27 protein-coding genes, 1 tRNA gene, 1 pseudogene and 1 riboswitch are annotated in these 25,708 nt (G+C 68.2%); of the genes and pseudogenes, 19 read left to right on the forward strand and 10 right to left on the reverse strand.

Annotated features, from left to right (window positions below; genetic code table 11):
- Positions 1 to 4: 4 nt before the first annotated feature.
- Both ACSHXC_RS24430 and bcp read right to left on the reverse strand, forming a co-directional pair.
- Positions 5 to 80: transfer RNA gene (locus ACSHXC_RS24430), tRNA-Leu, on the reverse strand.
- A gap of 126 nt (positions 81 to 206) precedes the next feature.
- A complete protein-coding gene (gene bcp / locus ACSHXC_RS24435) occupies positions 207 to 674 on the reverse strand; it encodes a thioredoxin-dependent thiol peroxidase (RefSeq protein ID WP_189966275.1) in 468 nt (155 codons plus the stop codon).
- A 134-nt stretch (positions 675 to 808) separates the two neighbouring features.
- Between bcp and ACSHXC_RS24440 the strand changes: the two genes are divergently transcribed.
- The 3 genes from ACSHXC_RS24440 (at position 809) to ACSHXC_RS24450 (ending at position 1,973) form a co-directional block, all read left to right on the forward strand.
- Complete coding sequence (locus ACSHXC_RS24440) at positions 809 to 1,129, forward strand: DUF3618 domain-containing protein (protein WP_438293644.1); 321 nt, start codon at positions 809 to 811, stop codon at positions 1,127 to 1,129.
- Between the two features lie 44 nt (positions 1,130 to 1,173).
- Positions 1,174 to 1,506: a GroES family chaperonin gene (locus ACSHXC_RS24445; RefSeq protein ID WP_053729492.1), complete on the forward strand. Its 333-nt coding sequence runs from the start codon at positions 1,174 to 1,176 to the stop codon at positions 1,504 to 1,506.
- 42 nt (positions 1,507 to 1,548) lie between these two features.
- A riboswitch (guanidine-III (ykkC-III) riboswitch) is annotated at positions 1,549 to 1,619 on the forward strand.
- A 33-nt stretch (positions 1,620 to 1,652) separates the two neighbouring features.
- A complete protein-coding gene (locus ACSHXC_RS24450) occupies positions 1,653 to 1,973 on the forward strand; it encodes a DMT family transporter (protein ID WP_053729493.1) in 321 nt (106 codons plus the stop codon).
- A gap of 38 nt (positions 1,974 to 2,011) precedes the next feature.
- Here ACSHXC_RS24450 and ACSHXC_RS24455 read toward each other — a convergent pair whose 3' ends face one another.
- A complete protein-coding gene (locus ACSHXC_RS24455; protein ID WP_438293645.1) occupies positions 2,012 to 4,489 on the reverse strand; it encodes a transglycosylase domain-containing protein in 2,478 nt (825 codons plus the stop codon).
- A 161-nt stretch (positions 4,490 to 4,650) separates the two neighbouring features.
- On the opposite strand from ACSHXC_RS24455, the gene ACSHXC_RS24460 reads away from it, so the two are divergent.
- Genes ACSHXC_RS24460 through ACSHXC_RS24475 form a run of 4 tightly spaced genes read left to right on the forward strand, consistent with a single transcriptional unit; the run spans position 4,651 to position 8,007 of the window.
- Positions 4,651 to 5,451, forward strand: a complete 801-nt coding sequence (locus ACSHXC_RS24460) for an ABC transporter permease (protein WP_438293646.1) — start codon at positions 4,651 to 4,653, stop codon at positions 5,449 to 5,451.
- Positions 5,452 to 5,500: 49 nt separating this feature from the next.
- Positions 5,501 to 6,277, forward strand: a complete 777-nt coding sequence (locus ACSHXC_RS24465) for an ABC transporter permease (RefSeq protein ID WP_438296793.1) — start codon at positions 5,501 to 5,503, stop codon at positions 6,275 to 6,277.
- Between the two features lie 55 nt (positions 6,278 to 6,332).
- On the forward strand, positions 6,333 to 7,298 hold the full coding sequence (locus tag ACSHXC_RS24470) for an ABC transporter ATP-binding protein (RefSeq protein ID WP_438296795.1): 966 nt from the start codon (positions 6,333 to 6,335) through the stop codon (positions 7,296 to 7,298).
- A 43-nt stretch (positions 7,299 to 7,341) separates the two neighbouring features.
- The gene (locus ACSHXC_RS24475) at positions 7,342 to 8,007 is read left to right on the forward strand and encodes a DUF1707 SHOCT-like domain-containing protein (RefSeq protein WP_438296797.1); all 666 of its coding nucleotides are present in this window, start codon (positions 7,342 to 7,344) and stop codon (positions 8,005 to 8,007) included.
- A gap of 81 nt (positions 8,008 to 8,088) precedes the next feature.
- On the opposite strand, the gene ACSHXC_RS24480 is transcribed toward ACSHXC_RS24475, so the two are convergent.
- Positions 8,089 to 9,309 (reverse strand): GDSL-type esterase/lipase family protein, encoded by a 1,221-nt coding sequence (locus ACSHXC_RS24480; protein ID WP_438293647.1) that lies wholly within the window; start codon positions 9,307 to 9,309, stop codon positions 8,089 to 8,091.
- Between the two features lie 171 nt (positions 9,310 to 9,480).
- Between ACSHXC_RS24480 and ACSHXC_RS24485 the strand changes: the two genes are divergently transcribed.
- Complete coding sequence (locus ACSHXC_RS24485; RefSeq protein WP_438293648.1) at positions 9,481 to 10,821, forward strand: DUF445 domain-containing protein; 1,341 nt, start codon at positions 9,481 to 9,483, stop codon at positions 10,819 to 10,821.
- A 182-nt stretch (positions 10,822 to 11,003) separates the two neighbouring features.
- On the opposite strand, the gene ACSHXC_RS24490 is transcribed toward ACSHXC_RS24485, so the two are convergent.
- From ACSHXC_RS24490 to ACSHXC_RS24500, 3 genes are all read right to left on the reverse strand, one after another.
- Positions 11,004 to 11,309, reverse strand: coding sequence for a hypothetical protein (locus ACSHXC_RS24490; RefSeq protein WP_438293649.1), 306 nt, complete (start codon positions 11,307 to 11,309; stop codon positions 11,004 to 11,006).
- 100 nt (positions 11,310 to 11,409) lie between these two features.
- Positions 11,410 to 11,622 carry a DUF397 domain-containing protein gene (locus tag ACSHXC_RS24495; protein ID WP_438293650.1) on the reverse strand — a complete coding sequence of 71 codons (213 nt, stop codon included), beginning with the start codon at positions 11,620 to 11,622 and terminating at the stop codon, positions 11,410 to 11,412.
- Positions 11,619 to 12,467, reverse strand: coding sequence for a helix-turn-helix domain-containing protein (locus ACSHXC_RS24500; RefSeq protein WP_438293651.1), 849 nt, complete (start codon positions 12,465 to 12,467; stop codon positions 11,619 to 11,621). Before ACSHXC_RS24500 ends, ACSHXC_RS24495 begins: the two co-directional genes overlap by 4 nt.
- Positions 12,468 to 12,678: 211 nt before the next feature.
- Between ACSHXC_RS24500 and ACSHXC_RS24505 the strand changes: the two genes are divergently transcribed.
- Positions 12,679 to 13,335, forward strand: a complete 657-nt coding sequence (locus tag ACSHXC_RS24505) for an ATP-binding protein (RefSeq protein WP_438293652.1) — start codon at positions 12,679 to 12,681, stop codon at positions 13,333 to 13,335.
- A 132-nt stretch (positions 13,336 to 13,467) separates the two neighbouring features.
- The gene (locus ACSHXC_RS24510; protein ID WP_438293653.1) at positions 13,468 to 14,397 is read left to right on the forward strand and encodes a YDG/SRA domain-containing protein; all 930 of its coding nucleotides are present in this window, start codon (positions 13,468 to 13,470) and stop codon (positions 14,395 to 14,397) included.
- Here ACSHXC_RS24510 and ACSHXC_RS24515 read toward each other — a convergent pair.
- Positions 14,394 to 17,531 carry a DUF3427 domain-containing protein gene (locus ACSHXC_RS24515; protein WP_438293654.1) on the reverse strand — a complete coding sequence of 1,046 codons (3,138 nt, stop codon included), beginning with the start codon at positions 17,529 to 17,531 and terminating at the stop codon, positions 14,394 to 14,396. The genes ACSHXC_RS24510 and ACSHXC_RS24515 overlap by 4 nt on opposite strands.
- A 72-nt stretch (positions 17,532 to 17,603) precedes the next feature.
- Positions 17,604 to 18,617: an SEC-C metal-binding domain-containing protein gene (locus ACSHXC_RS24520; RefSeq protein WP_438293655.1), complete on the reverse strand. Its 1,014-nt coding sequence runs from the start codon at positions 18,615 to 18,617 to the stop codon at positions 17,604 to 17,606.
- Between the two features lie 137 nt (positions 18,618 to 18,754).
- Between ACSHXC_RS24520 and ACSHXC_RS24525 the strand changes: the two genes are divergently transcribed.
- The 9 genes and pseudogenes from ACSHXC_RS24525 (at position 18,755) to ACSHXC_RS24565 (ending at position 25,184) form a co-directional block, all read left to right on the forward strand.
- Positions 18,755 to 19,519 carry a class E sortase gene (locus tag ACSHXC_RS24525; protein WP_438296799.1) on the forward strand — a complete coding sequence of 255 codons (765 nt, stop codon included), beginning with the start codon at positions 18,755 to 18,757 and terminating at the stop codon, positions 19,517 to 19,519.
- Between the two features lie 9 nt (positions 19,520 to 19,528).
- Positions 19,529 to 19,717, forward strand: a complete 189-nt coding sequence (locus ACSHXC_RS24530) for a DUF3311 domain-containing protein (RefSeq protein WP_438293656.1) — start codon at positions 19,529 to 19,531, stop codon at positions 19,715 to 19,717.
- Positions 19,714 to 21,210 (forward strand): sodium:solute symporter family protein, encoded by a 1,497-nt coding sequence (locus tag ACSHXC_RS24535; RefSeq protein ID WP_438293657.1) that lies wholly within the window; start codon positions 19,714 to 19,716, stop codon positions 21,208 to 21,210. Before ACSHXC_RS24530 ends, ACSHXC_RS24535 begins: the two co-directional genes overlap by 4 nt.
- A gap of 218 nt (positions 21,211 to 21,428) precedes the next feature.
- A pseudogene (locus ACSHXC_RS24540) lies at positions 21,429 to 22,031 on the forward strand (IS200/IS605 family accessory protein TnpB-related protein); the annotation flags it as partial.
- Positions 22,004 to 22,291, forward strand: coding sequence for a hypothetical protein (locus tag ACSHXC_RS24545; protein ID WP_438297115.1), 288 nt, complete (start codon positions 22,004 to 22,006; stop codon positions 22,289 to 22,291). The pseudogene ACSHXC_RS24540 and the gene ACSHXC_RS24545, both read left to right, overlap by 28 nt.
- Before the next feature lie 115 nt (positions 22,292 to 22,406).
- Positions 22,407 to 22,730 carry a DUF6412 domain-containing protein gene (locus tag ACSHXC_RS24550; RefSeq protein WP_438293658.1) on the forward strand — a complete coding sequence of 108 codons (324 nt, stop codon included), beginning with the start codon at positions 22,407 to 22,409 and terminating at the stop codon, positions 22,728 to 22,730.
- Positions 22,731 to 22,837: 107 nt separating this feature from the next.
- Positions 22,838 to 23,611 carry a YidC/Oxa1 family membrane protein insertase gene (locus ACSHXC_RS24555; protein WP_438293659.1) on the forward strand — a complete coding sequence of 258 codons (774 nt, stop codon included), beginning with the start codon at positions 22,838 to 22,840 and terminating at the stop codon, positions 23,609 to 23,611.
- Between the two features lie 133 nt (positions 23,612 to 23,744).
- Entirely contained in the window at positions 23,745 to 24,602 is an 858-nt protein-coding gene (locus ACSHXC_RS24560; protein ID WP_438293660.1) for a fumarylacetoacetate hydrolase family protein, read from the forward strand.
- A 24-nt stretch (positions 24,603 to 24,626) separates the two neighbouring features.
- Positions 24,627 to 25,184, forward strand: a complete 558-nt coding sequence (locus ACSHXC_RS24565) for a Uma2 family endonuclease (protein WP_438293661.1) — start codon at positions 24,627 to 24,629, stop codon at positions 25,182 to 25,184.
- A gap of 42 nt (positions 25,185 to 25,226) precedes the next feature.
- Here the strand turns inward: ACSHXC_RS24565 and ACSHXC_RS24570 are convergent, their stop codons facing one another.
- Positions 25,227 to 25,688, reverse strand: a complete 462-nt coding sequence (locus tag ACSHXC_RS24570) for a heme-degrading domain-containing protein (RefSeq protein ID WP_438296801.1) — start codon at positions 25,686 to 25,688, stop codon at positions 25,227 to 25,229.
- Between the last annotated feature and the right edge of the window lie 20 nt (positions 25,689 to 25,708).

A 25,708-nucleotide genomic window follows, 5' to 3' on the forward strand; every position in this document is an offset into this window, starting at 1 on the left:
GACTTGGTGCGCCCGGTCGGATTCGAACCGACAAACACGACCACCTAAAGATCGCCGCTCAGCCCTTGGCGTACGGGCGCGCATACCGCGCCCACTCTACTGGTCGCGGCCCGCTGCCGGTGGTTGGTGGTCGGCGGCCGGTTGGCGAAAAGCGGAACGGCTTTTACCACTTGGCGAATTGCGCGGGCCGACGCCGGGGCGGCGCCTCAGATGCCCAGGTCCTTGATGATCTTGGCGACATGGCCCGTCGCCTTCACGTTGTACAGGGCGCGCTCCACCTTCCCCGCCTCGTCCACGACCACTGTCGAGCGGATGACGCCCGTGACCGTCTTGCCGTACAGCTTCTTCTCGCCGTACGCGCCGTACGCCTCCAGGACCTCCTTCGAGGGGTCGCCCACCAGCGTGACCTTCAGGGACTCCTTCTCGCGGAACTTCGCCAGCTTCTCCGGCTTGTCGGGGGAGACGCCGATCACGTCGTACCCGGCGCCCGCGAGCAGCTCCAGGTTGTCCGTGAAGTCGCAGGCCTGCTTGGTGCAGCCGGGCGTCAGGGCGGCCGGGTAGAAGTAGACGATGACCTTGCGGCCCTTGTGTGCGGCGAGCGAGACCTCGTTGCCGTCGGCGTCGGGCAGGGTGAAGGCGGGGGCGGTGTCGCCGGGCTGAAGTCGCTCGCTCATGGGTTTCCTCCGGAAAGGCCGAGGGTGTGGCGTACAACGACAGAGCCTAATGGGGGCCTGTGACAGTGCAGCGGCGACGGAGCTGACAGACTGTGGATGACGGATGACCCCATACGACCACCGGAGGCGGCGCAGTGTCGGATGCCAGGACCCCTGCGCAGATCGAGGCGGACATCAAGAGCCGGCGGGACCAGCTCGCGGTGACCCTCGACGAGATCGGGGTGCGGCTGCACCCGTCCACGATCGTCGGCGATGCGAAGGCCAGGTTCGCCTCGGCCGTGGACCACACGGCGGGCCGGGCGTACGTGGCGGTGAACCGTACGGTGAACGACGTGAAGGCGCAGTTCGTGTCCGAGGACGGGTCGCCCCGGGTTGAGCGGATCGTGCCGGTCGCGCTGGTCGCGGTGGGCCTGGTGGGGCTGCTCGCGCTGTCGGCGAAGAAGCGGCGGGCCTGACCCTTCGGCGTACGCCCGGCGGCGGGGCGGGTAAGTTCGACCCCGTGAGCGAGAACACCCACGACAAGCTGCCCATCCGGATGCTGCACGACCGTGTGCTGGTCCGGTCAGACTCCCCCGAGGGCGAGCGGCGTTCGGGCGGCGGCATCCTCATTCCGGCGACCGCCGCCGTAGGCAAACGGCTCGCCTGGGCCGAGGTGGTCGCGGTCGGCCAGAACGTGCGCACCGTCGAGCCGGGCGACCGGGTCCTGTACGACCCCGAGGACCGTGCCGAGGTCGAGGTGCGGGGCGTGGCGTACGTGCTGATGCGCGAGCGCGATCTGCACGCCGTCGCCTCCGAGCGGGTGTCGGTGGACGCCACCGGGCTGTATCTGTAACCCCAGGGCCAAGGGCTGGTGACCGGTGTCACCAGCCCTTTTGCATGCCCTTTGCTATCGTGGTGGGACCCCGACGAGACGCGTCGTACCGGGTCAGGACAAGACGACGCACCCCGTATGTGTTCGCGTCTTTCGGAGGTGCCGTCATGGCATGGGTCCTGCTCGTCGTCGCCGGTCTGCTCGAAGTGGGCTGGTCGATCGGGATGAAGTACACCGACGGATTCACCCGGCTCGTGCCCAGTGTGCTGACCGGCGCGGGGATCGTCGCTTCGATGCTGCTGCTCTCGCAGGCCGCCAAGACGCTGCCCATCGGTACGGCGTACGGCGTGTGGGTCGGCATCGGCGCGGCCGGTGCGGCGGTGCTCGGCATGGTGGTGCTCGGTGAGCCGGCCACCGCCGCCCGGATCTTCTTCGTGTGCCTGCTGCTCGTCGCGGTGGTGGGGCTGAAGGCGACGAGCGGTCACTAGGCGCTCCGGCTTCACGGGGTCCGAAAGCCTTACGGGCCTTACGGGCTTCTCGAACCCCGCGGCCGGCCGGCCGCGCCCGTCGTCGTGCCGGCCGTTCCCGTGGTCGTGCCGCCGTTGTCGGTGCCTGCGGTGCTGGTGCCTCCGTCCGTGGCGCCACCCTGGGTCTGGCCCTGGGTCTGGCCCTGCGTCGATCCTTGCGTCTGCCCCTGGGTCTGGCCTTGAGTCTGGCCCTGCGTCGATCCTTGGGTCTGGCCTTGGGTCTGCCCCTGCGTCTGCCCCTGGGTCTGGCCTTGAGTCTGGCCTTGGGTCTGGCCCTGGTTGCGGCCGCCGGTCTGGCCTTGGTTCTGGCCCTGTGTCTGCCCCTGCGTCTGGCCCTGGTCGCGGCCGGGGGTCTGGGACGGGGACGGGTTCGGGGGCGGCGGTTCGACCGGGACACTTGCGCCGTCCTGGAGTTCCAGGTCGAAGTCCTTGGGCTCGCTGCCCCGGAGGGCGCCCTTGGTGTACTGGGCCCAGATCTGCGCGGGCGGCCCGCCGCCGTTCATGCGGGTGAAGCCGAGCGCCCCGTACAGCGGCTGCTGGACGGCCGTTTCGGGGTCGGCGCCCATGAGCGCGACGACGGTGGCCAGGTCCGGGGTGTAACCCGCGAACCAGGCGGCCTTGTCCTTTTCGGCGGTGCCGGTCTTGCCGGCGGCGGGCCGGCCCGCCGCCTGGGCTTCCGTGCCCGTGCCGCCCTCGACGACGCTCTGCAGCATCGACGTCGTGGTGTCGGCGGCCTCGCGGCTGACGGCCTGTTTGGTGTCCTGCGAGGGCAGTTCGGTCTTCTCGCCGTCCTTGGTGACGGATTCGACCATCGTGTACGTGCCGTGGCGGCCGTGGCCGGCGAGCGTGGCGTACGCCTCTGTCATGTCCAGGACGCTGGCGGTCGCGGTGCCGAGCGCGATGGAGGGGCCGTTGGGCATGTCCGGGGTGTCGGCGGGGATGCCGAGGTCGACCGCGGTCTGCCTGACCTTGGAGGGGCCGACGTCGGCGGCCATCTGCGCGTACACCGCGTTGACGGACTTGTCGGTGGCGGTGCGCACGGTGATCGGCCCGTACGAGGTGTCGTCCTCGTTGGCGGGGTTGTACGGGTCGCCCTTCCAGCCCTGCACATAGCGCTTGTTGGTGCCGTCGTAGATGGTGTTCGGGGTGATGGGGCGCCCGTCCTGCGTGGTGGAGTCGTTGACGACGGCCGACGTGAAGACGAACGGCTTGAAGGTGGAGCCGACTTGGAAGTCGTGCCGGGTCGCGTTGTTGACGTACTGCTTGGTGTAGTCGATGCCTCCGTACATCGCGAGGACCTTGCCGGTCGACGGGTCGATGGAGGCGCCGCCGACGCGGACGTTGCGGTCGGCCTTGCGGTCGGGGCTCAGCTTGGAGTTGACCTTGTCGTCGACGGCTTTGACGAAGGCGTCCTGCTTGTCCTTCTGGATGGTGGTGGTGATGCGGTAGCCGCCGGTCGCGAGGGTGTTCTCCTCGATGATCTTGTTGCTGGTGAGGTAGTCCTTGACGGCTTCGACGAGGTAGCCGCGCTGGCCCGCGAGACCGGCGCGCGGCTTGACCTTTCCGGGGACGGGGAAGGTGGTCGCGGCCCGCTCGGGGGCGCTGAGCCACTTCTTCTTGACCATGCCGTCGAGCACGTAGTTCCAGCGTGCCAGCACCCTCGGCTTGTTCTCGGGGTGGGCGATCACGTCGTACGCGCTGGGGGAGTTGAGCAGCGAGGCGAGGTAGGCGCCCTCGGCGGTGGTGAGCTTCTCGACGTCCTTGCTGTAGTACGCCTGGGAGGCGGCCTGGATGCCGTAGGCGTTGCGGCCGAAGTAGCTGGTGTTCAGATATCCGGCGAGAATGTCCTCTTTGGTCTCCTCGCGATTGAGTTTGATCGCGATGAAGAACTCCTTCACCTTGCGGGTGACCGTCTGCTCCTGGCCCAGGTAGTAGTTCTTGACGTACTGCTGGGTGATGGTGGAGCCGCCCTGGGTGCCCTTGCCGGTGAGGGTGTTCCAGGCGGCGCGCACCATCGCCTTGGGGTCGACGGCCCGCTCGGAGTAGAAGTCCCGGTCCTCGGCGGCCAGTACGGCGCGCTGCACGGTGAGCGGGACCTGGGAGAGCTGTACGTTCTCGCGGTTGATCTCGCCGTCCGAGGCGAGCTGGGTGCCGTCGGCGTACAGGAAGACGTTGGACTGGGCGGTGGCCCCGGCGTTGGCGGCCGGGATCGACACGAGCATGTAGCCGGTGATGAAGCCGCCGATGAGCAGCAGGGCGAAGAGCAGGACGATGCCGAGCACGACGCGCCAGCGGGGGACGAAGCGGCGCCATCCGGTGCGCTTGGGGCGCTTGCCCTTGCCGTTGTCCTTGCCGCTGCCGTTCGCCGCGGCGGTGGGCACCGGCCCGGGGCCGTCGGCGCCGGGATCCCGGGGCGCCCACTTCTGCGGCGCCTCGTGTCCGGGCTTCGGGGGCTCCGGCTGCTCGTCGTCGCTCATGTCTCTCCGGCCGTTGCATCTCGTGGCGTTTGCGAAATGTATGGGGTGATATGGGGTGTAAGGACATCTTGCATGCCGCACCGCGGAAATTCCGTCGCGAAGGGCCGTGGGACTGGGCTAGGCTCCCGCGCTTTGGTGTCCATAGCGGTAAGGGGGCGTTCGTGCGGCTGTACGGAGTCGTGGCCGCGGGTGGTTTCCGGCGCTATACGACATACCGGGTCGCCACCGCGGCCGGGGTCTTCACCAACACTGTTTTCGGCGTGATCGTGGCCTACACCTATATAGCCCTGTGGGACCAGCGCCCCAACCTCGGCGGCTACGACCAGTCCCAGGCGCTCACCTATGTGTGGATCAGCCAGGCCATGCTGATGACGGTCAACCTGTTCGGCGGCGGCTTCGCGGACGAACTCGTGGAACGCATCCGTACGGGTGACATCGCGATCGACCTCTACCGTCCGGCCGACCTCCAGCTGTGGTGGCTGTCCGCCGATCTGGGCCGGGCGCTGTTCCACTTCCTGGGGCGCGGGGCGGTCCCGCTGGCCTTCGGCGCGCTGTTCTTCGACCTCGCGCTGCCGGCGAACCCGCTGACCTGGCTGGCCTTCGTCCTCGCGGTCCTGCTCGGGGTGGTGGTGAGCTTCGCGCTGCGGTTCCTGGTGGCACTCTCGGCGTTCTGGCTGCTCGACGGGGCCGGCGTCGCCTCCCTCGTCTCGATCGCGGGCCTGTTCTTCTCCGGGATGCTGCTGCCGCTCAACGCCTTCCCCGGCCTGCTCGGCGAGGTGGCCCGCGCGCTGCCGTGGTCCTCGCTGCTCCAGATCCCGGCGGACGTCCTGATGGGCCGGCATCAGGGCTGGGGCCTGCTCGGTGCGTACGGTTTCCAGCTCGGCTGGGCGGCGGCGCTGCTCGGCGCGGGCCGGCTGCTCCAGTCCGCGGCGGTACGGAGGGTGGTGGTGCAGGGTGGCTGAGACGGTGACCGAGCGGCGGCCGGCGCCGGGTGTGTGGGCTACGTACAGGATGATCGCCGGAATGTGGATCCGCTCCACACTCGCCTACCGGGCGTCGTTCGTGATGCTGCTGGTCGGGAACTTCCTGGTGACCGCGTTCGACTTCGTCGTGATCGCCCTGATGTTCTCGCAGGTCCGCTCGCTCGGCGGGTACTCCTTCGCCGAAGTGGCGTTCCTGTACGGGACGTCGACGACGGCGTTCGGGCTCGCGAACGCGGTGCTCGGCTCGATCGACAAGCTGGGCGCGCGCATCCGCGACGGCACGCTCGACACCCTGCTGGTGCGCCCGGCGCCGGTGCTCGCGCAGGTCGCGGCCGACCGCTTCGGCCTCCAGCGCCTGGGCCGGCTCCTCCAGGGCGTGCTGGTCCTGGCGGGTTCGCTGCTGTCCCTGCACGTGCACTGGACGGTACTGAAGGTGCTCCTGGTGCCGGTGATGCTGCTCAGCGGCACCGCGATCTTCTGTGCGGTGTTCGTGGCGGGCGCGGCCTTCCAGTTCTGGGCGCAGGACGCGGCGGAGGTGCAGAGCGCGTTCACGTACGGCGGCCAGACACTGCTCCAGTACCCGCCGACGGTGTTCGCCAAGGACATGGTGCGGGGCGTCACCTTCGTCCTGCCCCTGGCCTTCGTGAACTGGCTGCCCGCGCTGTACGTCCTGGGCCGCCCGTACCCCCTGGCCCTGCCGGCCTGGCTCGCCTTCACACCCCCGCTGGTGGCGGCCGCCTGCCTGACGCTGGCGGGCCAGGCGTGGCGGGTGGGAATCCGTTCGTACCGCAGCACGGGGAGCTGACGAATGGACCCGAACTCGCTGCACAAGAAGGAGAGTTGATGTGACGGACATGGATATGGACCTGGACCTCATCGAACTCGACGGCGTGGAGAAGGTCTTCGACGTACGCCGTAAGAAGGGCCGGTTGCGCCGCGAAAAACGACAGGTCAGGGCCGTTGACGGGATCAGCTTCCGGGTGCCGCGCGGCGAGATGGTCGGCTACATCGGCCCGAACGGCGCCGGAAAATCCACCACGATCAAGATGCTGACGGGCATCCTCACCCCGAGCGCGGGCCGCCTCAGGGTCGCGGGCCTGGACCCGTCCAGGGAACGTACGAAACTGGCGCAGCGCATCGGGGTGGTCTTCGGCCAACGCACCACTCTCTGGTGGGACTTGCCCCTGTACGACTCGTACAAGCTGGCCCACCGCATGTACCGCATCCCGGACGCCCGCTTCCGCGAAAACCTGGACAGATGCGTGGAACTGCTGGACCTGTCAACCCTGTTGGACGTACCAGTACGCCAGCTCTCCCTCGGTCAGCGGATGCGGGGCGACATCGCGGCAGCGTTGCTGCACGACCCGGACGTCCTGTACCTGGACGAGCCGACGATCGGGCTGGACGTCATCAGCAAGGCAAAAGTCCGGCAATTTCTGCGCGACCTGAACGCGGAACGCGCCACCACGATCCTGCTCACCACGCACGACCTGACGGACATCGAGCAGCTCTGCAAGCGGGTGATGGTCATCGACCACGGGCGCCTGATGTACGACGGCGCGCTGGCCGGGCTGCACGAGGCGGGCGAGAGCGAACGCACCCTGGTGGTCGACCTGGAGCGCGAACTCCCGCCGGTACGGGCGGAAGGCGCCCGCGTGGTGAAGGTGGAGGGCCCCCGCCAGTGGCTCGCCTTCCCGGCCTCGGCGTCGGCGGCGCCACTGGTGGCGCACCTCGCGGAGGTGTACCCGTTGGTGGACCTGTCGGTACGCGAACCGGACATCGAGGCAGTGATCGCGAGAATGTACGAGGACCGCACCCTTCACTAGGCTTCACGGCATGACGAGTGAACCAACGGGTGGGCTGCCGGAGATGCGGGCTTCGGACGCCGAGCGGGAGCGGATCGCGGAGACGCTGAGGGACGCGGTGGCCGAGGGCCGGCTCGACATGGAGGAGTTCGAGCAGCGCCTGGAGGCGGCCTACAAGGCGCGTACGCACGGGGAGTTGGAGCCGCTCGTCCGCGACCTGCCCGCGCCGGGCACGGCGGGTCCGGCGGCCCCGGTGGCCCGCCGCACCGAGGACGAGACCGAGGTCCACTGGCCCTCCCGCATCGGCCACCCGCCCACCTCCAAAGGAGGCTTCGCCCTGTGGGGCGGCTTCCAGCGCAAGGGCAACTGGACGGTGGCGAAGAAGTTCACCGCGTTCGCGATGTGGGGCGGCGGCGACATCGATCTGCGCGAGGCCCGCTTCGAGGACCGCGAGACGGTGATCCGCCTCTTCACGATCATGGGCGGCATCGGCGTGACGGTCCCGCCGGAGCTGAACGTCCAGGTGAAGGGCTTCGGCATCATGGGCGGGGTGGGCGGCAGCAAGGCCAACGGCGAGGGCACGCCGGGCTCACCCCACGTCACGATCGTGGCGTTCGCCCTGATGGGCGGGATCGGGGTGGACCGAAAGCTGAGGAAGGCCCAGAAGGAGCGGCTGAGGTCGGAGAAGCTGGAGGAGAGGGAGGGGAAGGGGCGGAAGGAGCTGGGGTGAGGGCGGGCGCCGCAGGCGCCCATCCACCCGTACCCATCCGCGCGCCGAGCGCCCCGCACCGAGCCGCCCGCTCGGCCCCGCTCACAACGCCCCCAAATCCACCCCCCTCCCCATCGCCAGATACCCCGCATCAGACGGATGCAGCCGATCCCCGGAGTCGTACGGCCCCCACAAAGACCGCGGCGCATAAGGATCCCGAAGCACCCGATCCATATCGACGACCCCGTCATAAACCCCACCCCCACGAATCGCGGAATTCACGGACTCCCGCACTCGCTGAACCGAACCCGTACACCCCCGAACCCCGCCGCAAGGCGAAAGCGTCGTGCCCAGGACCCGCACCCCCCGCGCATGCCCCACCCGCACCAACTCCCGCATCCCCGCAAGCAGCGCAGCCGCATCCCGCCCCCCACCGAGCAGATCGTTGATCCCGAGCTCGACAACGACCGTACGAACCCCGGCCCGCGAAAGCGCGTCCCGCTCAAAGCGCTCGACCCCGCTGGGCCCGGCGAACCGCGCGAGCAGCGCGTTCCCGCCGATCCCGGCATTGAGCACGGCCCGCAGCCCGGAACCGCTGTCCGCAGAGAGCGCGGCGTGCGGCCCCCGCAGCCGCCCGGCCAGCACGTCCGTCCACCGCCGGTCGGCCCCCGGCGTGGACCCGACCCCCTCGGTTATGGAGTCCCCGAACACGACGACGCTGCCGGCCGCGGCCCCGGCCCCCTGGACATCGAGGGCGGTGACATAGCGCCAAGCCCCCGTGACCTGCGCAAACACCCCGGGATCGGCAGCGCGGTCGACAGCACCCGGGGCCACGAACGAGGTCTGCTGCGCCCCGGGATGCCAGGTCACGGGCCCGGCCGCGTACACGGACACGTACAGATCGCCCAAGGCGGGCACCTCGAAGGAGAGCGGGTCGCTGACGACCTCCCCGCCGGCCGGCACGGAGACCCGCGCGAGCCCGCGGAAGGTCAGCGTCCGCATGGTCCGCGCGGGGTCGGCCACGGTGGCCAGCGTGGTGTGGCGCAGGTCGAGCGGCGCGTTCCCGAACAGGTTGGAGACCGTGACGCGGGCCCGGCTCCCGCCGAGCGAGGTGTGCACGACATTGCGTACGGTCCGGGCCGAATCGCCCCCGGGCTCGGCGCCGACGGGGGCGGCGTACCAGGTCCCGGCCCAGTCGGCGTCGTCGGAGCCCGCCCCGGCCCGCCCGGGCACGACCACGGCGTAGACGGTGGCGGCGAGCAGCACCACCACCGCGAGCAGGGCAAGCCGCCCGGCATGCGACCGAAGCGTCCGCATGGACATGATCCGAATGTACGGAGCGAAGGCCCGCGGGGCCACGCGAACGAGTGGTCGTACGGGCGCACGGGAACTGAACGCGCGCGCCGTAAGTACTTCAGATAGAGGTCGTACGGAACGGATCGTGGCCGTACGAGACAGATCGGGGTCGTGCACAGGCACGGACGGGTGGAGCGAATGGAACGTACGAGATCGGGGCCCGACGCCGAGGCGGCGGTCGAGGCGGACACGGCCGCGCGCACGCCCCGCTCGTCCCCCTTCGCCTACACGGCGGCGGACGAGGAGAAGCGCCGGGGCGTGCGCCGTATGAAGGCCACGGCGACCGGCCTGCTGCTCGTGGTCGCGGTGGTCTTCGGCCTCGCCACCTGGGCGGACCGCTCGGGAGCGGGCGCATGGGCGGGATATGTCGCGGCGGCGGCCGAGGCAGGCATGGTGGGTGCGCTGGCGGACTGGTTCGCGGTGACGGCGCTGTTCCGCCGCCCGCTGGGCCTGCCGATCCCGCACACGGCGATCATCCAGAACAAGAAGGACCAGTTCGGCGCCACCCTCGGCTCGTTCGTGGGCGAGAACTTCCTGTCGGCGGCCGTCGTACGCACCCGCCTCCAGGCCCTGGGTATCGGCCGCCGCCTGGGCGCGTGGCTCGCGGAGCCCGAGCATGCGGACCGGGTCACATCGGAGCTGGCCACGGCCCTGCGCGGCGCGCTGACGGTGCTCAGGGACTCCGATGTCCAGGCGGTGGTGGGCGAGGCGATCACGCGCCGGGCGGACGCGGCGGAGATCGCGCCGGGCCTGGGCAAGGCGCTGGAGAAGATCGTCGCGGACGGCAGCCACCGCAAGGCTGTGGACCTGGTGTGCGTACGGGCCCACGACTGGCTGGTGCTGCACGGGGACTCGGTGATGGACGCGGTGCAGGGCGGCGCCCCCGGCTGGACGCCGCGCTTCGTGGACCGCAAGGTGGGCGAGCGCGTCTACAAGGAGCTGCTGCGCTTCATAACCGAGATGCGCGACATGCCGGCCCACCCGGCGCGCGGCGCCCTGGACCGCTTCCTGGCGGACTTCGCGGCCGACCTCCAGTCGGACTCCGAGACCCGGACCAGGGTGGAGCGCTTCAAGTCGGAGATACTGGCCCGCCCCGAGGTCCAGGACATCATCGCCTCGGCGTGGTCGTCCGTACGGTCGATGATCATCGCGGCTGCGGAGGACGACCACAGCGAACTGCGCCTGCGTGCAAGGGCGTCCCTGCTCTCCCTTGGCACCCGCCTGTCCACGGACCCCCGCCTCCAGTCCAAGGTGGACGGCTGGCTGGAGGACGCGGCGGCGTACGTGGTCTCGACCTACCGAGCCGAGATCACCTCACTCATCACCGACACGGTGGCATCGTGGGACGCGAACGACACGTCCCGCAAGATCGAGGCGAACATCGGCCGCGACCTGCAGTTCATCCGCATCAACGGCACGGTGGTCGGAGCCTTGGCGGGGCTCCTGATCTATACGGTGTCGCACGCGCTGGGCGGGTAGAGGGGCGTAGGCGGGGTTCCTGTTTCTTGTTGGAACCCTTGGAACCCTTGGAATCCATCGGGCGCATGACCGACAGGCCTGTCCCTGCCGTACGGCCATGCGCCCGACCATCGTGGGGAGTTGCCCTTAAGTACGGCCCCGGAGCGGACTCTGCTCAACGCCGTTGAAAAATTCTCCGCCGATTACTTGGCGGAGTTACGGGTGACAGCCCAGGAGGCGACGGCGACGGCCCCGGCCACGCCGAAGACGGAGGGCCAGGCGCCGACCTTCTTGGCCAGTGGGTGAGACCCGGCGAAGGCGGCGACGTAGGCGGTGGTGAGCCCGACGGCAGCCTTGGTCCCGGCCGCCTGCTGCCACTGCCGCGCGGCGAGCGCCCCGGCCGCGGCAAGCGCCACCCCACCGAGCGGCCGCTTCTTGGTCCACCGGGCAACCCCATACCCGCCGATGAGCCCGCCGGCGGCGATTGCAGTTGCGGGAACCTTTGCCATGGTTTGCCTCCTGAGGTGCGGTTTCTTTGAGGCTAACGGGCACGTTCTGCGGGGCTTCTAGGGGGTCTGGGGGTACTGGCACCGCTCGGCGAGGCCCTGCCTAGCTGAGCCGCTCTGCCCGTAGGGCATCCACAAATGCACCCCAGGCGCCATGGCAGAACTTCAACTGGGGCCCCTCGGCCCACTTTGAGTCCCGTACGGCAAAGCTGGTGCCGAATCCGAGGGACGCTTCGACGCACTCGCCACCTGATCCGTTGCTGTAGCTGCTCCTGAACCATCCGTCGGCGGGGGACGGGCTGGACGTGATGTTCATCGGGAGTGCTCCTCCATCGCGCTTCTCATGAGGTGCGTCGAGTGGGACGGACTCAACGCGAGGGCCCGAAGGTTGTCGAAGGCCTTGGTGTACTGCCCTACATCATGCGGCGTGTCGAGGTAGGTGGCATCGGTCATGCCATCGCGATACACGAGGTCGGGGTCCTCCTGCTCGGGAAACCCAAGGATGGTGAAGGCACCTGTGGCCGGGTAGGTCCCGGCGGTGAAGGGCAGGACTTGCAGGGTCACATTCGCCAACGTAGCGACGGCCAGGATGCGTTCGAGCTGCTCATGCATCAGTTTGGCATCGCCCACGACATGGCGCAGTACGGACTCATGGACGATGAACCATGCATCCGGCGCGCCCTCCTGGGTGAGCAGTGCCTGCCGCTCCATGCGCACCGCCACCGCGCGCTCCAGGTCCTCGGGCGTCATCTGATTGGTCGCCCGATGTAGCTCTGCCGCGTATTCGGCGGTCTGCATCAGGCCGGGCACGAACTCGCACTGGTACTGCCGCAGGTTCGAAGCCGCCTGCTCGAAGCCGACGTATCCAGCGAACCAGGGGGGAACTCCGGTGCCGTGGGCCTGCCACCAGCCGCGGACCTTCGAGTCCTTGGCCAGCGCCATGAGGAGCTCACGGAGTTCCTCGGAGGTGGAGTAGAACCGGCACAGGGCATCGACATCCGAGGGCTGAACGCGCCCGTTACCTGTCTCAAGCCGGTTCACCTTGGAGCCGCTCCAGTGCAGCGCCTCGCCGATCTGGTTGCAGGTCAGGCCGCTCTCCTCGCGGAGCTTCTTGAGTTCGATCGCCAGTCGGCGGCGGCGAGCAGTGGGCGAACCGGCCATCTCAACTCCTGAGTGCTTAGGGGAAGTTCCATCCCATCGGAAGTCCAGTGGATCGCCAATCACTCGATGGAGCGAATCCCTGCGTGCACATTGCATGGCGGGATGGGCGATGTCATCGTCTCACTTGGAGTTACGGGCGGACACTGTTGGTCACCCACTGTCTGTCTGGCCTCTGACCTTGGGGTGCCATCAAGCTGGGAGGTAGGCGGGCGTGCTCATTTACGACGCTGAATGCATGCGGCGGAAACCGTGGGATCTCCCCTTCAGTGCAGAGCCGCGCGAACTTGGCGGGCTGCGAAGGGTGCTGCGTCTCCATCTGTCCCTGTGGGGAATTCCGGAGGTGGTCGAGGCTGCCCAGATGTGCGTCACGGAATTGGTTACGAACGTCATCAATCATGTCGGCCCGGGTACGCCCGCGACTCTGGCAGTGTCCATGAGCGAGACGCGCCTTCGCATCGAGATCCACGACCCGAATACGCGCGCGCTCCCCACCCTTCTCGCACCTCACGATATGGACGAGGGGGGTCGGGGAATGGCGATCGTCGACGCCATCGCTCTCTGCTGGGGTGTGGTCCTGCGCGCGGACTCCAAGGTGGTGTGGTGCGAACTGGCCACTGACCTGACGACGGCGGGCGGCCACGTTGACAGCCCCAGGGTTGCACGGGCCGAGCGGCACCTTTCTCAGTGCGACGCGCTGCGGCAGGTGCGATCAAGCGGGTTGGGGCGCCTGGGTGTGACAGTGGCCGAGGAGGCAGCCATCGACCTGATCGTCGACCTCCTCCACTGGCTGCGGGCTCATGGCTGCGATGCGGATGACGCTTTGGTTCGGGCGCAGATGCACGTCGAGGCTGATGTCGTGGATGGTTGAATCGCGCCGCGACGGGGAGCTACCTGCCCCCTAACGCCTCCTTTAGGTCAACTTGCGGCCACTTTCAGACGCTGATGGGCGTAAGGCGTCAGACCTGATCGCTCTTGATCAGTCGGTCGGCAGCATGTCCGCATGGCTGCGTATAGAGCTGTCTTCGGACACGTCGGTGATGTCTTGCCCGGTACTCGTTTCGATTCTCGCGAAGAGGTCAGAGCTGCAGGACTCCACAAAGAGAAGCAAGCCGGAATCTCGTGGGGGCTTGATGCTGATGGTGAACGTGCCGCCGACGCCATCGTGCTGAGTGATGGGTACGAGGATGATGTGGACGAATGGGATGAGATCACCTATACCGGAGCCGGGGGGCAAAATCCCAACACGAAACGGCAGGTTGCTGACCAGGATTGGGAGAATCGGGGGAACGCTGGCCTACGTCGCAGTCGTATCCAGGGATACCCCGTTCGCGTTATCCGAGGCTACCAAGGGGAGAACGACTTCTCGCCTGTGAGCGGGTATCGCTATGACGGCCTCTACAAGGTGGAGTGCGAGTGGATGGAAGCGGGGAATGCTGGATTTCAGATCTGCAGGTTCACGCTGCGTCGTCTCGTCGATGAGCACCAAGAGCTATCGCCTATAGAGGAGCAAGTTCAGGAACTTCTTGAAGGGCGAGCTCCCCGCGCTACGGCCACGGTGGAGCGGATCGTTCGGGATACGGCAGTGGTTCGTCGTGTGAAGCGCTGGTACGACTACACCTGCCAGATTTGCCGACTCGCATTGAGGGTTAATGGGGATGGGGCAAACTACGCAGAGGGTGCCCATATTCAGTCGCTCGGTGCAAATGATGGCCCGGACGTCGACGGTAACGTCCTGTGCCTATGCCCCAACTGTCATGTGAGGCTGGATCGTGGGGCGCTCTACTTGACGGACGACTTCGAAGTTATAGATCGGTATGCCGAAGGGCCCGGCCCTAGGGTCTACCTGAGGACTGTTGAGGGTCACCGCATACAGCAACGATTCCTCCGGGCGCATCGCCGCTTCTGGAACGTAGACGGCCCGGCGGCCTAGCCCGCCGCGATCACGGCGTACGTCAACACATCCGCCGGCAGCTCATGCAGCAGCCCCCACGTGATGGCCATCGGCTTGTTGCCCTCGTGTTTGACGTACTGGGCGGGGCCCAGCAGCATCCACGGTTGGGCCCCGCCGATGTCCGTGCTCTTGTAACGGCGGACGAAGAGCAGGACATGACTGCCTTCGGCTACGTGGTTTTGGTAGCGCCTGCCCGTAGGTGAGGACTCCGACGTCTGGTTCTGTGACTCCCAGTGGAACAGCTTCTCGCTCAACGCGTAGTCGTGGTAACGAGTTTGCGGTGAGAAGTCCTTCTCGTCTTTTTCGCGCGTGACGAGAAGGGCATCGGTCTTCACGGACTCGCACCACTTCACGCCCTCTCGGAAATGCCCCGGCATGAATCCGCCGATCACGGACTGGCCGAGGGCGGGAAGGATTTCCTCGCGCGTATACGACGCGTGCACGGTGAGCGGCAGGTTGGCCTGGTCGCCGAGGAGCGGGACGGGGACGTGCTCCGTGTGGGCGAGGTTGTACGCCAGCACCTGACGGAGTTCGTCGCGCAGAGCGGGCTGCTCAGTCAGGGTGGTGAAGGCCTCGTCGTAGCTCGTGAAGGGGCCTCCGACAGGCCAGAGCGAGAAGAAGAGCATCCGAGCGTAACCCTGCTCTTGCTCGCTGAGGCTGTCGTACGCGGGAGGCTGGTCTGTCAGCAACTGGGAGTAGACGGCCACTCGTTGGGGGTCGTCGACGTGCAGGAAGGACGGTACTCGCTTCAGGAGTGCCGTCTCACCCTCGGGCGCGGGAGTTGTCAGGAGCTTGGCGCGGCGCAGCAGGCCGGTCCACGAGTTGCCGCCGCGGTAGACCTCCTTGAGTTCACGGCCGCTCTCGTCCAGGTAGGTGCTCAGGCGGGGCTCGCCGTACGCCGCTACCTCACGCGCCAACACCGTTATGCTGACGCTGAGTTGAGCCTTGATGTTCTCGATGATGACCCCCTTCGCCTTGGGTTCCAGAATGATCTGGCAACCGGAGGGGAGCTGGGGGAAATCGTGCTCGATGTGGTTCAGAAGCCGCTTCCGGGTCAGGTTGGTCAGTGCCCGGAACTGGTTCTCGAAGCGGAATTCCTTGCGGTGCTGGCCGATGAAATCCAAGACGGTCAGCACGGCTTTGCCCTCGCTCCTACGCAGACCCCGGCCCAGCTGCTGGAGGAAGACGGTCGCGCTGGCGGTCGGGCGCAGGAGCAGCAGCGTGTCGACGTCGGGGATGTCCAAGCCCTCGTTGAACAGGTCCACCGAGAAGATGACCTGGAGGTCTCCTGCCTTCAAGTCGGCAAGGGCCCGCTTGCGTTCATCTGATGGCGTCTCGCCGGACAGGGCCAAGGCGTTCAACCCGGCGTGTCGGAAGTAATCCGCCATGAAGTGTGCGTGGGCAACCGAGACACAGAAGCCAAGGGCCCGCATGCCAGCGGGGTCCGCCACCTTGTCCTGAACCGCCTTGACCACCAGGCGGGCTCGGGCGTCGTTGCCCGTGAGGACGTTGTTCAGCGCCGCTGTGTCGTACGCCCCACGCTTCCACTCGACGGCGGTCAGGTCCGTGTTGTCGCTGATCCCGAAGTAGTGGAACGGGCTGAGTAGGTCGTTCTCCAGGGCTTCCCACAGGCGCATCTCGGCTGCGATACGGCCGTCGAAGAACTCGTCCTGAATGTTCTTGCCGTCCATGCGCTCCGGCGTCGCGGTCAGGCCGAGGAGTTCGAGTGGGCGGAAGTAGTCAAGGATCTTTCGATACGTCGGAGAGGTGCCGTGGTGGAACTCGTCGATGACGATGATGTCGAAGTGGTCCGGGGCGAACTGCTCCAGGGCACGGGCGTTGAGGGACTGGACGCTCGCGAAGAGGTGAGTCCTGTGTACGGGCTTTTTGCCGTCGACTAGCAGCTCACCGAAATCGGCATCGACGAGGACGTCCTGGTAGGTGCGCAGCGACTGTTGCAAGATCTCCTTGCGGTGAGCGACGAATAGCAGCCGCGCGTCGCGCCCCAGCTTCTGCCGCAGCTGCTTATAGTCCAGCGCAGCCATGACCGTCTTGCCCGTACCGGTCGCCGCGACCAGGAGATTGCGGTGGCGACCGTGGACGGTGCGTTCGACTTCGAGCCGCTCCAGCATGTCCCGCTGATGCGGATATGGGCGCACTTCCAAGCCTGAGAGCTGGAGTGAAGGGCGCTCGGTCCCGTTCATCCGTCCCGAGGCCCGGCTCAAAGCCTCGTCGAGTCGTGCGCCATCCCGGGCGGGGTCGTACAGCTCGAATGTCGGATCGTTCCAGTACGAGTCGAAGGTTGCCTCGAACTTCCGCAGGACATCCGGAGTGGCGACGGAAGACAGCCGTACGTTCCACTCCAAACCGTCCAGGAGGGCCGCCCTGGAGAGGTTCGAGCTTCCGACGTATGCCGTGTCGTAACCGCTGTTGCGATGGAAGAGCCACGCCTTGGCATGGAGGCGCGTCGAGCGCAGCTCGTAGCTAACGCGCACCTCGGCGTTGAATTCCTGGACCAGACGGTCGAGGGCCCGTCGTTCCGTGGCCCCGATATAGGTGGTGGTGATCACTCGGATCGGTACGCCACGCGCACGCGCCGCCTTGAGGGATTGCTCCAGCACCCTCAGGCCGTGCCACTTCACGAAGGCGCAGAGCAGGTCTACGCGATCGGCGGTGGCGAGCTCGGCCCGAAGCTCGAAGCCCAGATTTGGATCATCCGGCGCGTTGGTGATCAGAGCCGTGTCGGAAAGGGGGGTTGCGGGACGGATGGCATAGACGCCTGGCGCCTCGGGCTCGGCCACGGCCAACAACTGGCGTGGCCCATCGGCCACGAGATCGACCCACTCGCGCGCCCCATCCAGATTGCTCACGGACTCAAGGATGTGATTGGCGGCATGGACGCGCTCTGCGGCCGGCAGGCGGTGCAGCACCTGTCGTACGGTGTCAGCGATGTGGCGAGCGAGGACGTGCGGCGTCGATTCGGCGCCCACCTCGGCATCAACGGTCCGCCAACCGCCCGCATCGAGCCCCTTGAGCTGCTCGGTGAGGCGCAGCGTGATGAGCTGCTCGTAGAGACCGGTTACGGGTTGCCCCGAATTAGTGGTGTTGGTCACGCTGCGCCCCTCCCATGGACTGTCACCCCCAGTGAAGCAGGGGCCACTGACAATCCAGGGAATCAGAGTGGATCAACCCGCCCCATGACAGTCCCCATAAGCCACCCCCGACCCGCACCAGCAATCCGCCCCCCTCCCCGGCGGCCACGCCACAGCTCGGCCCCGGGCCGCCAGGGTCGTGGCGTACTGGGGGAGGAGGTCCGCGTTCGCGGGGGACGAGGATTCCGAGGCGGCGAAGGCCTCGTACGAGGGGACCGTGGCCGTCACGATGCCCAGGTTCGGGGTGCCGGCTGCTGCCAGTTCGCGCAGGGACGCCTCGATGTCCAGCAAGTGGGCCGCGTGTGTGGGGTATTCGGACTGGAGCTCCGGGTACGCCGTCAGGAGTTCGTCCAGTTCCGGCTCCGGCCAGTGCAGGACCGCTACCGGGAACGGGCGGGACAGGGCCGCCCGGTAGCTGCCCAACTCCGCTCTCAGACGGGCCAGTTCCGCCTGGAGCTCCGCCGGGTCCTCCGAGCCCAGCGACCACAGGCGCTTCGGGTCGTGGAGCTCGTCCAGGGTGATCGGCGCCGTGTGCAGCTCGTCCGCCAGGGTGTCCCATGTGTCGTGCGGGAGCGCGAGCAGGCGGCGTACTCGGTGGCGGGTCGTCAGCAATGATTGCGTGCTGTAGGGGATTCCTGTCACATCCACCGCTTCCTCGCCAACTCCCAGCAAGGTCAGTGCTGTTGTGAGGGACGCGTGGGCCAGGTCCAGTTCGTCGTGGGACTCCAGCGTCTCGGCGACGATCTCCCACGCCGCCGGGTCCAGGGGGGCCGCCGCCCGGATGCCCTCGATGATGGCGCGGGCCTCCGGCTCGTGGCCGTACTCCCACAGGTTCGCGGCCTTGAACGCCTTCACCAGGTGGGGGTGATCCACCTTCGAGGCCAGCAGGCGGTCGTAGAGCGTGGTGGCCTTCGGGCGGTCGCCGGCGAGTTCCAGATGGGCCGCGGCCTGTAGCAGCAGGGGCTCGTGGTCCTCCGGGTACTGCGCCGCGGTGCGCAGCAGACGCTCGGCTTCGGCAGTGTGATCGGCAGGCGTGTCGGGGCGCATGAGGGACACCGTACTGCTGTACGGGGGCCCGGCGGAGGGTGCTTCCGGCCCTGGTGGGTGGAGTTTGTGCCGTTGAAGGCCTGGTGAGTTGTGGTGGCGGCACCTACCCTGCGCCCGTGCGCACAGGGATACCGGTGATGGTGCAGGGCGGTCGCGCCCGGCGGGCCTGGGCGGCCCGGGGGCTGTGGGCCGGGGCCGAGCTCGCCGTGACCTTCGGGCTGCTTGTGCTTCTGCTGGTCGCGCACCAGCTCTGGTGGACCAATCGGGAGGCCCGGGCGGAGGCCGGGCACACCGTTCATTCCCTGGAGCGGGAGTGGGGGGCTCCCCGCGTCCCGGTCCCCTCGGGGAGCGGGGACGATGAGCAGGTCGCCGTCGGGGACCATCCCGCCACCGGCGCCCCTCACCCCTCCGGGGGTAAGGCCGCCTCCGGCGCGAAGATCACCCCGCACGGGGACCAGGCGTACGCAGTCATCCGGATTCCCCGGATCGGGGTCACCGCGCCCATCGCTCAGGGAATCAGCAAGGCCGGCGTGCTCGACAAGGGGTACGTCGGGCACTACGTGCAGAGCGCCCAGCCGGGGCAGGTCGGCAACTTCGCGCTCGCCGGGCATCGAAACACCCACGGGGAGCCCTTTCGATACATCAATGAGTTGAGGGCCGGTGACCAGGTGATGGTTGAGACTCGGGACACCGTCTATACGTACGTTGTCGATTCCACGCTTCCTCAGACCTCCGCTCGCGACAGCGGGACCATAGCTGCCGTTCCCCGTAGTGATGTCAAGCCCTCGTACGGGTACTCCACGCCGGGGCGCTACATCACGCTCACCACCTGCACGCCCGAGTTCACCTCCACCTACCGGCTTGTTGTGTGGGGCAAGTTGCAGGCGAGCCGTCCGCGCTAGCGTTCGGGCATGCGTCGTCGTCGATCTCATGTGCTCTGGCTGGGGGTGCCCTACCTGCTGTATCTCGGGGCGCTGCCCTTCGTGAACAAGGTGCGGCCCGTGGTTTTCGGGCTGCCCTTCCTCTTCCTCTGGCTGCTGATCGCGACGCTGGTCACCCCACTCGCCATCTGGCTCACCTGGAGGGGCGACAAGCGATGAGCAGTGCTGCTGTTGCCACCACCATCTTCGGCGTCTTCATGGCCGCCACCGTCGCCCTCGGGCTGTTCGCCGTACGTGGGCGCGGGGGCGGAGGGGGTGGGCTCGCCGAGTGGTCCGTCGGTGGGCGGAGCCTGGGGACCGTGTTCATCTGGGTGCTCATGGCGGGGGAGAGCTACACCAGTTTCAGCTATCTGGGTGCCGCGGGCTGGGGTTACAACTACGGCGCCCCGGTGCTGTATGTGGTCGCCTACATGTCGTGCGGCTATGCGGTCGGCTATGTCGTCGGGCCCATGTTGTGGGACTACGCAAGAAAGCACGGGCTTGTGGGGATCACCGACATGGTGGCCCATCGGTACGGGCGGCCCTGGGTCGGGGCGCTCGTCGCGCTGCTCGCCACCGCCTTCCTCCTGCCGTACATCCAGTTGCAGATCACCGGCATGGGCGTGGTCGTCTCGACCATTTCGTACGGTGCCGTCTCGCTCAACTGGGCCTATTTCATTGCCTTTGCCGTGACCACCGGGTTCGTGGTCGTCAGCGGGCTGCGCGGCAGCGCCTGGGTGTCCGTGCTCAAGGACGTGCTCGTCATCGCCACCCTGGCCTTTCTCGCGATCTATGTGCCGCTGCACTACTTCGGCGGGTACGGGGACTTCCTCGACCGGGTCGTGAGCGAGAAGAGCGACTGGCTCACATTGCCGGGACACGGCGGAGCCTTCGGGGAGGCGTGGTTCGCCACCACGTCTGTTCTCAATTCCCTCACGGTTGTTATTTTTCCGACCACGGTGGCCGGGTATCTCGGGGCGCGCAGTGCCGATGCCCTGCGGCGCAACGCCATGCTGCTGCCCGCCTACAACGTGCTGCTCTTCGTGCCCATGCTGCTCGGGATGGCGGCGATCTTCGTCGTGCCGGGCCTTGCCGGAGCCGACTCCAACCTCGCGCTGTTCAAGCTCGTCGTCGACTCACTGCCCGCCTGGACCGTCGGGCTCATCGGGGTGGCCGCGGCGCTCTCCTCGATCGTGCCGATGGCCGTGTTCATGCTGGTCATCGGCACGATGTGGGGACGCAGTGTGCTCTCGCTCGTGCCCCGGCTCCGGGAGCGGCAGAAGGGCGCATCGCAGGTCGTCGTGGTCGTCGCGGGGGCGCTCGCCCTGCTCATGACGTACACCGTGCCCAACACCCTCGTACGGCTCTCGCTCATCTCGTACGAGGGGATGGCGCAGCTCCTGCCGATGCTGCTTCTGGGGCTTGTGTGGCGGAAGTTGACTCTGGTGGGCGGGCTCGCGGGGCTTGCCGTCGGGGTCGGGGTGGTGTGCGGGTTCGTGTTCACCGATCACGATCCGGTGTGGGGGGTCAACGCCGGGATCATCGCGCTCGGCCTCAACCTCCTTGTGGCGCTTGCCCTTTCGTACCTCGGGCCGAAGGGGGTAGTGGTTGAGGGCGACGTGCTGGCTCGCGATCCCATCTACGACGAGGAGCCCGCCTCCCTGGGAGCGTGAGCGACCTCAGCGCCGTGGGCGCAGAGCCATCTCCAGTCGCTCACCGAGGCCGGGTTGGGAACTGCTACTGGTTGAGTGGCCAGGAGTGTGTGTGAGGGCGCATGGGTGCGTCCTCGGTCGTGGTGGGGGGGCGTATGAGCAGCGGGGGCCGGATTGTCAGTGGTGGCCGGTAGGTTCGAGATGTTCATCCGCGAGGGAGGCCAGTGGTGCGGCGGAGCATGGATCGGCAACTGCGTACCATCGGCGCGCCGTTCGTGGCGCTGGGGCCGTCCGGTGTGGCGATTCGCGGTCGGCTCAAACACCTCACGCCTGAGGATGAGGGGGTGTTGCGCCTGGTGGGCGCACACCTCGGACGCCTCGCGTCGCGTGATCTGGCGGCCCGCTGCCAGGATGGCGACGAGCACTCCACCGACACGTGGGCGGCCCGTAAGCAGGGGCTGACGGCCGCCTCGTCCTCGCGTTGGGCCGGGTCGATCACGAAGGCCACGCATGACCAGTGGGCGCTCTCGCGCCGCTGCCAGCTCGCGCACATCCAGTGTCTTGAGGCCGGTGTCCGCACCCTGAAGCACCGCCTGTCCCAGCCGATCGGGGAGAAGGGCACCAAACGCGCTCCGGGCGGATACCGCACGCGAGGCGAGTGGTTCAACAAGTCCCGCCGCCTGCACATCCTGGAACACCGTCTCGATGCGGCCCGGCAGGATCGGGACGCCGGTGTCGTGCATGTCGTGCGCGGCGGCCGGCGGCTGCTGAACACCCGGCACAACCTGGCCCGGGCCGGGCTGACCGGGGCCGAGTGGCGCCGGCGCTGGGAGGCCGGGCGCTGTGGCCGGCGCTGCGTGCACTCGGGCTCTGGGGGCGGGCCTTCAACCCGGACGCGCGGCCCATGCGGACCTTCCACCACGCCGAGTGCGGGACCGAGCTCGGGTCGTACGGGGAGTGCCGGGCGTGCGGGCGGGCGATCGACCCCGAGGACGTCGAGATGCGGCCCGGCCCCGGGCTCGGCCCGGCCGAGGACCCGGTGAGCCGCGCGCTGCGAGCGCCCCGGCGACTGCTGCAGCCCCTCGAAAATCAGCCGCTGTGACGTGATTCGCTCTGGTGGCGACCGCTGTTCGAGCGTCGTGTATAACGGCTGGAGGGAAATCCGCGGCGCATGAGTGCCTGCGGATTCGTGCCGTGAATGAGTGAGGGAGGGCAGCATGGGCGGCGTACTGACGCGTTCCGCACGGGTTGCCCGTCCGCTGCTCGGCCTCTTCCTCTTCCTGCTGGCCCAGGCCGTCCTCATCGAGGGCGGCATGCTCTCGGCCGCCGTCGCGCTCGCCGCGACCGCCGCCGCCGGCTCCGCGCTCGCGGTGTGCGCGACGCTCGCCTCGCGCGCGGTGCCGCAGGTGGCCCGCACCAAGGTGCGTACCGCGATCCGCGACCGGGAACGGCGTACCGCCTTCCTGTCGCAGCGCGACCCGGACGCCTCCGGGCGGCCCAGGCCCCGAGCGCCCGGGGCTCTCGTCCCGACGGCCGCGTAGGGGCACCCTCGTAACGCTCTGCCCTTCCCGGCCCGTCACGCCGACATGCACGTCACTCACGTGCGCTCACATGTCATCCCTGACGAGACGCCCCGGAGGGCTTCCTCATGTTCACGTCCCTTTTCAGCGCTTTCGCGAGCCTCGCCGAGCACCTCGCGAGCCTGCTCGAACCGGTCTTCCACGGTGCTTCGACGGCTGCCGCGATCGTGCTTTTCACCGCTCTTGTACGTCTCGCTGTGCACCCGCTGTCGCGGCAGGCGGCGCGGGGTCAGAAGGCGCAGGCCAAGTTGCGGCCGCAGCTCGCGGCGCTGCGCGAGAAGCACGGCAAGGACAGCAAGGCACTCCAGAAAGCGGTCATGGAGCTGCATGCCGCCGAGAAGGTGTCGCCGCTGTCGGGCTGCCTGCCCAGCCTGCTCCAGATGCCCGCGTTCTTCCTGCTCTACCACCTGTTCTCCAGCACGAAGATCGGCGACAGGGCGAACGCCCTGCTCGACCACACGCTCTTCGCCGCCCCGCTCGGCGGGAACTGGACGGAGGCGCTCGCGCACGGCGGAGTGTTCGGGGCGCGGGGCCTGGTCTACCTCGTGCTGTTCGCGATCGTCGCTGCCGTGGCCACCTTCAACTACCGGCGGATGAAGCGGCAGATGGCGGCCACGCCGCTGCCGCTCGCCGCGCCGGGCGGCCAGGACGCGGTGCCGGGGATGGCGGCGATGACCAAGTTCATGCCGCTGCTGTCCTTCGCCACGCTGTTCACGGTCGCCGTGGTGCCGCTCGCCGCCGCGCTGTACGTCGTCACCAGCACCACCTGGACCGCCGTCGAGCGGGCCTTCCTCTACAAGGACACGCTGCCCGCGCCGGCGGCTCTGGCGACCGTCGCCTAGCACCCCGGATCCTGGTTACGGTCCAGTTTGTGAACGGGGTCTTGCGGAGTGGACGTCTTCATCGGAGGATCGGACGATCCTCCGATGGCCGCTACCCATCGGCCGGGCCCGGCTCGACCAAGGGAGACTGACCATGAAGCTGCTGCGTGCAGGCAACGCCGGCGAAGAGCGTCCGGCGCTGCTCGACGCCGACGGGACCCTGCGGGACCTGTCCGGCCTGGTGGCGGACATCGACGGCGAGCTGCTCGCCGACGAGTTCGCCCTGGACCGGATCCGGGCCGCGGCCGACACCGGAGTGCTGCCCGCGCTCGACGACGCCGGGGTGCGCATCGGGCCGCCGGTGGCGCGGATCGGCAAGGTCGTGTGCATCGGGCTGAACTACCACGACCACGCCGAGGAGACCGGGGCCGCGATTCCGGCCGAGCCGGTCGTCTTCTTCAAGGCGGCGGACACGGTGGTCGGGCCGAACGACACGGTGCTCGTGCCGCGCAGGTCGGTCAAGACCGACTGGGAGGTCGAACTCGCCATCGTCATCGGGCGCACCGCGCGCTACATCGGCGACGACGAGGACCCGCTGGCGTACGTCGCCGGGTACGCGGTGTCGCACGACGTGTCCGAGCGGGAGTTCCAGATCGAGCGCGGCGGCACGTGGGACAAGGGCAAGAACTGCGAGACGTTCAACCCGCTCGGGCCGTGGCTGGTCACCCGGGACGAGATCCCGGACCCGCAGGCCCTCTCGCTCAAGCTCTGGGTCAACGGGGAGCTCAAGCAGGACGGCTCGACCTCGCAGCAGATCTTCCCGGTCGCGGAGGTCGTCCGGTACGTCAGCCAGTTCATGACGCTGTACCCGGGCGACGTCATCAACACGGGGACCCCCGCGGGGGTGGCCATGGGGCAGCCCGAGCCGAAGCCGTATCTGCGGGCGGGGGATGTTGTAGAACTGGAGATCGAGGGGCTGGGACGGCAGCGGCAGGCCCTGAAGGACGCTTAGGCTGGAACCCTTAAGGAGGGCACGATGACCGTTGCGCAGTCCGAAATGACGCTTGAGGAGTTCGAAGCGTTCGATGCCGCGGCGCCGGAGGGCTACCACGTCGAGCTGATCAACGGGAGGCTGCTGGTGACTCCGGCGCCGGATGGTGACCACTCAGAGGCTGCGCGGGTCATCGCACGCCAGATCATCGCCGAGCGCCCCGACCTCTGGTTGTACGAGGAGCGGGGCTTGGCCGTTCCCGCCTACCGGGCGGGGCGCATCAGGGCCGACGGCGCGGTTGCGCGTGACGGGTATTTCAAGGGGCAGCCCTCCTGGGCAGACCCCTCGGGCGTCCTCCTAGTCCTGGAGGTGACATCCGGGCGCGAGCAGGACGCCGACGTGGACCGGGTCGACAAGCGCGACGCGTACGCCCAGGCCGGGCTGCCGGTCTATCTGCTCGTCGACCGCCACCGGGGCGAGGTCGCCGTGCACTGGGAGCCCGAGGGCGGCCGCTACCTGCACGTGGCCAAGGCCGCCTTCGGTACGAAGCTCGCCCTGCCCAAGCCGTTCGGCTTCGACCTCGACACCTCCGAGCTCGCCTGACGACTCAGCCGGCCGGTGCGGTTGCGCGTCCCCGCACCGGCCTCAGCCCTGCTTGAGCCTCCCCAGCGCCTCCACCACCAGCGCATGGTCCTCCGCCTGGGGCAGGCCCGACACCGTGACCGTGCCCACGACTCCGACCCCCTCCACCGTCACCGGATACGAACCCCCGTGCGCGGCAAAGGAGTTGGGGTCCAGGCGGGACGACTCCTCGAATGTCGTGCCCTTTGCGCGGAAGCGGGCGCCCACCAGGAACGACGGCGCCGCATAGCGTTCGGCGACGCGGCGCTTGCGGTCGATCCAGGCGTCGTTGTCGGCGCTGGAACCCGGCAGCGCGCAGCGGAACACCTGCCGTGCCCCGTGCCGTACGTCGATGGTGACCGGAGCCTCCCGCTCCACCGCCAGGGAGCGCAGCAGCATGCCCAGCTCCCAGGCGTCCTCGTACGTGAAGTGCCGCAGTACCAGGCGCTGTTGTTCCGATTCCAGGGCGGCCACGCTGCCCGCCACCGGGGTGCCCTCCGCCACCT

It is taken from the genome of Streptomyces sp. HUAS TT7 (assembly GCF_051550175.1).
Taxonomy (GTDB): domain Bacteria; phylum Actinomycetota; class Actinomycetes; order Streptomycetales; family Streptomycetaceae; genus Streptomyces.